This window comes from Flectobacillus sp., assembly GCF_049240685.1.
Taxonomy (GTDB): Bacteria; Bacteroidota; Bacteroidia; order Cytophagales; family Spirosomataceae; genus Flectobacillus.
The window spans coordinates 45211-52056 of the sequence record NZ_JBMLSD010000027.1 but is presented as its reverse complement, the minus strand read 5'-3'; the positions used below and the strand labels follow the sequence as shown (position 1 = coordinate 52056).

General features: G+C 38.4%; 6 protein-coding genes. 2 read left to right on the top strand and 4 right to left on the bottom strand.

Annotation, left to right across the window (positions count from 1 at the left end):
- Nucleotide 1 precedes the first annotated feature (1 nt).
- Complete coding sequence (locus tag ACOVQ4_RS01440) at nt 2–2362, bottom strand: alpha/beta fold hydrolase (protein WP_421818884.1); 2361 nt, start codon at nt 2360–2362, stop codon at nt 2–4.
- A gap of 132 nt (nt 2363–2494) precedes the next feature.
- On the opposite strand from ACOVQ4_RS01440, the gene ACOVQ4_RS01435 reads away from it, so the two are divergent.
- The gene (locus ACOVQ4_RS01435) at nt 2495–3520 is read left to right on the top strand and encodes an NAD(P)H-dependent glycerol-3-phosphate dehydrogenase (RefSeq protein WP_421818885.1); all 1026 of its coding nucleotides are present in this window, start codon (nt 2495–2497) and stop codon (nt 3518–3520) included.
- 186 nt (nt 3521–3706) lie between these two features.
- Here the strand turns inward: ACOVQ4_RS01435 and ACOVQ4_RS01430 are convergent, their stop codons facing one another.
- Both ACOVQ4_RS01430 and ACOVQ4_RS01425 read right to left on the bottom strand, forming a co-directional pair.
- Entirely contained in the window at nt 3707–4102 is a 396-nt protein-coding gene (locus tag ACOVQ4_RS01430) for an HIT family protein (RefSeq protein WP_095161214.1), read from the bottom strand.
- A 90-nt stretch (nt 4103–4192) separates the two neighbouring features.
- Nucleotides 4193–4705: a gamma carbonic anhydrase family protein gene (locus ACOVQ4_RS01425; protein WP_095161213.1), complete on the bottom strand. Its 513-nt coding sequence runs from the start codon at nt 4703–4705 to the stop codon at nt 4193–4195.
- 544 nt (nt 4706–5249) lie between these two features.
- Here ACOVQ4_RS01425 and ACOVQ4_RS01420 point away from each other — a divergent pair.
- Entirely contained in the window at nt 5250–6134 is an 885-nt protein-coding gene (locus ACOVQ4_RS01420) for a DUF4349 domain-containing protein (RefSeq protein WP_421818883.1), read from the top strand.
- Here ACOVQ4_RS01420 and ACOVQ4_RS01415 read toward each other — a convergent pair.
- Nucleotides 6131–6688 (bottom strand): hypothetical protein, encoded by a 558-nt coding sequence (locus ACOVQ4_RS01415; protein ID WP_421818882.1) that lies wholly within the window; start codon nt 6686–6688, stop codon nt 6131–6133. The genes ACOVQ4_RS01420 and ACOVQ4_RS01415 overlap by 4 nt on opposite strands.
- Between the last annotated feature and the right edge of the window lie 158 nt (nt 6689–6846).

The window sequence follows — 6846 nt, the reverse complement described above, 5'->3', positions numbered from 1 at the left end:
ATTACTTTTTCAATTCTTCTTCAAACAGTTTAAAAATACGTTTGTATTCGTCCATCCATGAAGTTGGTTCTACAAAACCGTGATCTTCCATTGGGTAGGCTGCTAACTCCCAATTTTCTTTTTTCAACTCAATTAGTCTTTGCGAAAGACGAACAACATCTTGGAAATGAACGTTGACATCGACCATACCATGGCAAATCAATAAGCGATTTTTCAAACCTGCTGCATGATAAATTGGCGAGCTACGGCGGTAAGCAATTGAATCTTTTTGTGGCTCATTCAAAATATTAGCCGTGTATGGGTGATTATAAGCAGCCCAATCAGTCACAGGGCGCAATGCAGCGCCTGCTTTGAATGTGTCTGGAGAAGTAAATAAAGCCATTAGGGTCATAAATCCACCATACGAACCGCCATAAATACCGATTTTCTTAGCATCTACTCCATGTTTTTCTACCAACCATTTAGCCGCATCTACGTGGTCGGTAAGGTCTTTTCCTCCCATAAAACGATAAATTCCTGTACGCCAATCACGACCATAACCTGCCGAACCACGGTAATCAATATCTAATACATCATAGCCATTGTCTACCAAGAAATTATGGAACATATATTCTCTGAAATATTGACTCCACCATTTGTGTGCATTTTGTAAATATCCTGCCCCATGTACAAAAATTACTGCTGGCTTTTTACCCTTTGCGCCTTTTCCTTCATAATAACGAGCATAGATATCTTCGCCATCTCTTGCTTTTATCGTCAACACTTGTGGGTCTCGCCATTTGTATGCCTTAAAATGTTCGCTGGTTGATTGAGTCAATTGCGTTGCTGTGGCTGTCGGTGAATTGTCTTGCAAATACAATTCCCAAGGTTTTGTACTCTCTGAGTGCAAATAAGCTAACTTGGTTTCATCTGGTGACAATACTACTTGATTAGAACCCGCTAGTTTGGTCAAGCGAGTACGCTCACCGCCAGTAACTGACATTTTGTAAAAATGCTGTTCGCCAGGGTGTACTTCGTTCGTGGTGATATAAAAGAAGTTTTTGTCTTTTGAGAGTTGTAAACTTTGAACTTCAAACTTTCCTTTTGTCAATTGTTTCTTTTGATTATTTGACAAATCCACAGTATAAATATGCGAGTAGCCATCAGCTTCTGACTGAAAATACAAAGTTTTTTGATCAGCTAAAAACCCTAAGCTTCCTGTACCAAAACCGATATTTGGTCCACCAATCCATGCTTCGTCATGTTGGCGATCGATAGTTTCGAGTTTGAGAGTAATAGGGTCAAACTTCAAAATCCAACGGTCTTTATTATCGGTACTACGAGCTACCATAACTGCATATTTACTATCTTCAGACCATACTGGACCGCTCATGAGCACCATTCTAGCTTCTGGCTTTTTAGCTTTAGCAGTATCTTTTTTTACTGCATACTCTTTCAAATAAGCAGGTTGGTCATAAATGCCTTCAATACCTTTAGTCGGAATAGAAAGAATGGTATCCTTCGCAATTTGATACACAAAATACTCATAGCTCGCTGCTGGCGCACCCACTTTGGTACGAGCAGGGATATCTTCCGTAAAGCCCGATTCAGTAACATAGTTTGGCACAATCGTAGATTTGCTTCCTGTAGCAGCTTTTACTAAGCGAAAAGTAATATAGTTGCCATCTGGGCTCAAAACAAGGTTGTCGATACGCTTTTCGTCTAGGTAAAATTCTTTGGGACGTTTGGGCAAATCAGCTTTACTGATTTTTTCACCTTCTTTCTTTTTATCTGCACGTTCTTTCAAAATTTCGAACATCGATAATTGATCTTGTTTCAACCATTTATCTTGTTCGCCTTGTTTTGCTTCTGGTTTTTTTGCACCTGCAATAAAATTACTTAGTTGGACGATTTCGCCATTGGAAAGATTGAAGCTAAACAGGTTATTGGCTTTTGTAAAAATAATTTTATCTTCTTTTCCCGAAAACTCCGCATCAGATTCATATTCCAAAGTATTGGTAATCTGGCGTACTGCTTGAGTTTGGGTATCCATCAAAAAAATATCTCCGTTACGAGTAAATACTTTCTTAGATCGGTCTTTGCTATACACGCCAAAAGTAGAAGGCAATCCACGGCGAACGCTAGGCGATACTTTGAAGATTTTTTTGTCAGAAACTAATAAACCATAAAGAGAGTCGGCCTTATTTTTATCAGGATTCCAGTTAAAATAAATAGTTTTGTTATCTTCCGACCAGAAAATATTAGAAGGTAAACTTCCGATACTATTCTTGGGGTCTTGCATGATACTTTCGATGCTTAGTTTTTGGGCAAAAGTCATCGAACAACAGAGGTAAGCAAAAATGAAGAAATAGATTTTTTTCATGTAAGATGAAGCGTTTATTGTTGAGATAAATGTGGTATGGCAGGTACATTTGCCAATACGCATAACAAATTAGCAAAAAAACCTCGGAATCACATAACTCCAAAATTCCCAGAAGTATGTAACTTTACTCCCATGACAGAAATTCCAGCTTTTAAGAAAAATTTGCCTACTCAAATCGCAGTATTGGGTGGTGGCAGTTGGGCTACAGCAATTATTAAGATTTTGTCGGAAAACAACGTTAAAATCAAGTGGTGGTTGCGTCGCAAATCGGATGTGGATTTTATCAAAAAATACAATCATAATCCTAGTTACCTAACCGATGCTCCGTTGAATCCTCGTAAGGTGCGTGCTTATCATAAGATGCACGACGCCCTTAATGGTGTAGAATACGTCATTTTGGCTGTACCTGCGGCATTTATTCCAGATGCACTCAAAAACCTTAACCGTAATCACTTTGCTGGTAAAAAGATTGTTTCTGCCATCAAAGGGATGATTCCTGAGGAAAATATGTTGGTTACCGACTGGATGGAAAAGGTATTTGGGGTTCCTCAAAATATGCTTGCTGCGATAGCAGGTCCGTGTCACGCCGAGGAGGTTGCCCTCGAAAAACAATCTTATTTGACTATTGCATCGCCCAACCTTCAAGTGGCTCAAGACTATGCCAACCTGATGAGTTGTCGTTACATTCAGGCCAATCCGATTGGTGATTTGTATGGCGTAGAATACTGTGCCGTTATCAAAAATATTATTGCCATGGCTTGTGGTATTACCCACGGACTAGGCTACGGCGATAACTTCCAAGCAGTAATGGTATCTAATGCAATGCAAGAAATCAAACGTTTTCTGGACATCGTTTACCCTGACCCTTATCGTGACCTTCATAGCTCTGGGTATTTGGGCGACTTGCTAGTAACGGCCTACTCGCAATTTTCTCGTAACCGTACTTTCGGGAATATGATTGGACGTGGTTATTCTGTTAAATCAGCCCAAATTGAAATGAATATGGTAGCCGAAGGCTATTATGCAGTAAAAAGTATTCATCAAGTCAACAAGCGTTACGATGTATCGATGCCTATCATCGATGCCGTTTACAATATTTTATACGAAAAAGCTATCCCTGCCAACGAGATTATGACTTTGAGAACCTTCTTGAAGTAGAAAATGGAGTGAGTTATGATTGAGCGGTTGAGTGATTTTTAAAAAATTTATATTCTTGATGTAGAAACGTAATACTTTACGTCTTAAACCAAATCATATCTCGCACAGTAGCATCAAAAAAAGCGGTCGGAAAATATTTCCCGACCGCTTTTTTTGCTCTTGAGTTTTCTTCAACAAAGACAAAAGCTATTTCAAAAATGATTTAATTCTTTCTGCCGTAGCTGTTAATTCTTCTTGTGTTGGCTTAAGCTTTTCACGAGTGAAGTTAATATCATTCATGGTATTCAAAGGAATCAAATGCACGTGAGCATGAGGCACTTCCAAGCCAATTACCGATACGCCAATACGTCTACTTGGACACGCTTGAGATAGAGCTGGTGCGATTTTTTTGGCAAATAGCATCAAACCTGACAATAGTTCGTCTTCAATATCGAAAATATAATCAATTTCTCTTTTCGGAATTACCAAAGTATGTCCTTCTGCCAAAGGCATGATATCCAAAAATGCTAGATAGTTTTCGTCTTCTGCAATTTTGTGGCAAGGAATCTCGCCATTAATAATCTTTGTGAAAATAGTTGCCATTTCTATAATTGTTCTTGGTTATTAGGAATCAGGGAATATTATCTGTTTTCAATCTACCTATCCTCATTATATCAGGATGAGTAAACTTTTTTACTCTTTAAACCATTCGGCATACATCAAGTAATTATTTGCCGTGCGCATAAATACCTCCGCTGCTGCTGGAGATACTTCTTTTAATAATTTGGCAGGATTTCCTGCATAAATAGAGCCTGCTGGAACACGAGTATTTTGTGTAACGATGGCACCTGCGGCAATAATCGAACCCGATTCTATGACGGCGCCATCCATGACAATTGCCCCCATGCCAATCAATACTTGGTCCTCGATTACACAACCGTGAACCACCGCATTGTGTGCTATCGAAACATAATTGCCAATAATTGTCTTTGTTTTTTGGTAGGTACAATGTATCACAGCTCCATCTTGAATATTGGTATTATGCCCAATCTCAATAGCATTGACATCGCCTCGAACCACGGCATTGAACCAAATCGTGCAGTTGTCGCCCATTTTTACATCTCCGACAATCGTTGCATTTTCTGCAATCCAACAATTTTCGCCCCATACTGGCGAAACACCTTTTACTGGTTTAATAAGTGCCATTTTTGTTTTGTTATGTAAAAATAGTTTTGAATGAAATAAACATCTCCCTCTCACACTTTCATCCGCAAGTTAAGGGATATCTCTAATACTCTCCTATTTCGGCTTTGATAAAATCCGGAAGTCTTGGAATATTGAAAATAATTTTGTGCTTTAGGCTGTATGCTGTAGGCATTAGGCAAGCACATATCCATCGTTATTGAATGCTTTAGGCTGTATGCCGTAGGCTTTAGGCAAAAGGTCTTTATAATTTCATAAAAAACGCCTTCTTTTCTTTAGCTTTCGTCTTTCAGGTTTGGGCATTAGGCAAGCACATATCTATCGTTACTCAAAACCATTTAACACTCTTTGCCTAGTGCCTGTTGCCTTGTGCCTAAAACACAAAACTTAAATCTAATCAGTCCAATAATTAAAATGAAATTTATATTTTTTTAATTATTTTTTAATTATTAAAAATAATCGAATCTACCTTCTCGTTAAGTGAATATATCAAGTTTTTAAAATATTTCTACCAGTTCACCTTTTCCTAACAACCATTTCCACAACTATGAAAAAGTACATCATTATTAGCACCCTAAGTCTTGCTATAGGCTTAGTATCATGTGCCGAGCACAAATCAGAGTCGGGAGCTGAATCGTATGAAACGGCTGCTTTGGACTCTGCCTCTGGTACTATGGAAGGGGACATTTCTTTGCCTACCAAACGCCAATTTGTGAGAACAGCACAGCTTAATTTTAGAGTAAAAGATGTTCAGAAAACAACCAACGATATTACTGAACTTACCAAAAAATGGGGAGGATTTGTAACCAACTCAACAATGAGCTCGCATGTAATTAGTACTCAAGATGTAGCAATCAGTCAAGATTCCTTGATGAGAAATGAGACCTTCGAACTTTCCAATCAAATTACCTTGCGCATACCTACAGTATATTTTGATGATGCTTTGATAGCATTACAACCTTATGTATTGTTCATGGAAAGTCAATCTATCGGTGCCAATGATGTCAGTCTTGAATTACTGGCAAGTCAAGTAAGGAAAAGTCGATTTAGCAGTTTTGAAAAGAAATATAAGCAAGAAATCAAGAAGGGGACAAATCTAAAAGATACGGCTCCTGCGACAGAAAGCCTCTATCATATACAATCGCAAGCGGATACACGTCAGATTGAAACACTTGCCTTAAAAGATCAAGTTGCCTACAGCACCATCAATGTACTCATTTATCAGCCTGCACAAGTACACCGAGAAGTGCTTGCTAATCTTGAAAGTGAAGCGTTTAAAAGACCAAATTTTGGGGTTAGTTTAATCGAAAGCGTAAATCAAGGCTGGTATTTATTTCAAGACCTAATCCTATTCTTTACCAGATTTTGGATGCTTTTGATTTTAGGAGGGTTAGGATACTGGGGATTTAGAAAGATGAAAAAAATAGCTTAATCTCTTATATCAAAACGACCATCAGAAAGGGTAACTCTCTCAGAAGGGCTATCCTTTTTTTGGAATGTTACCTCAAATGTTCCTGAAAAAATCTTTCTTGTCGTGTCGTAATACGTAATATTCACTTTGTTTTCGCAGGTATTACAAATCACATATTGAGAGCAATCGCCGTTGGCACAACGCTGATACAAACTAGCATAGGGAGTAAACTCCAAGGCATTTTTCGGAAAAAAACTCATAAAACGATATGTACCAACTCCATTGACCCCATTAATCATCAAGCTAATCGACTCCAATGTTTGCTGATTGGTTACGGCAATGCGTAAAGTCTGTTGTTGTAATTTTCCCCAAACCACAGGAGCTGGCTTGATATTGGGATTAGAGCGATATTTTTGAAAAGGCACCCACAAACTTCCATTGATTTTAGTACCAAAAGTTTGTAAACCCTCGTGTGTTGCGTCGGGCAATGCTTGCGGTTCTACATAGTCGTTTATCTCGCAACTACAAAGCGAGCAAAGTCCCAACCAAATGTATAAATAGTACCATTTTTTCATATACCCCAAATTTATAATTTTCCTAGAAAAAACAATACTATTTGTGGATTAAATTTTTAAAAGTGAATACTAGGCAACAGTGGCGGGTGTTAAGAATTTTGAGTGATGGGTTGGCTTTGAGCTTACGGCTTTCAGGTTTCGGCTTTGAGCATTCGGCA

Bases quoted from the DNA above. Each gene is read 5' to 3' on its own strand.
- ACOVQ4_RS01430 (WP_095161214.1), bottom strand. From the start codon at position 4,102: ATGGCAACTATTTTCACAAAGATTATTAATGGCGAGATTCCTTGCCAC.
- ACOVQ4_RS01435 (WP_421818885.1), top strand. From the start codon at position 2,495: ATGACAGAAATTCCAGCTTTTAAGAAAAATTTGCCTACTCAAATCGCA.
- ACOVQ4_RS01415 (WP_421818882.1), bottom strand. From the start codon at position 6,688: ATGAAAAAATGGTACTATTTATACATTTGGTTGGGACTTTGCTCGCTT.
- ACOVQ4_RS01420 (WP_421818883.1), top strand. From the start codon at position 5,250: ATGAAAAAGTACATCATTATTAGCACCCTAAGTCTTGCTATAGGCTTA.
- ACOVQ4_RS01425 (WP_095161213.1), bottom strand. From the start codon at position 4,705: ATGGCACTTATTAAACCAGTAAAAGGTGTTTCGCCAGTATGGGGCGAA.
- ACOVQ4_RS01440 (WP_421818884.1), bottom strand. From the start codon at position 2,362: ATGAAAAAAATCTATTTCTTCATTTTTGCTTACCTCTGTTGTTCGATG.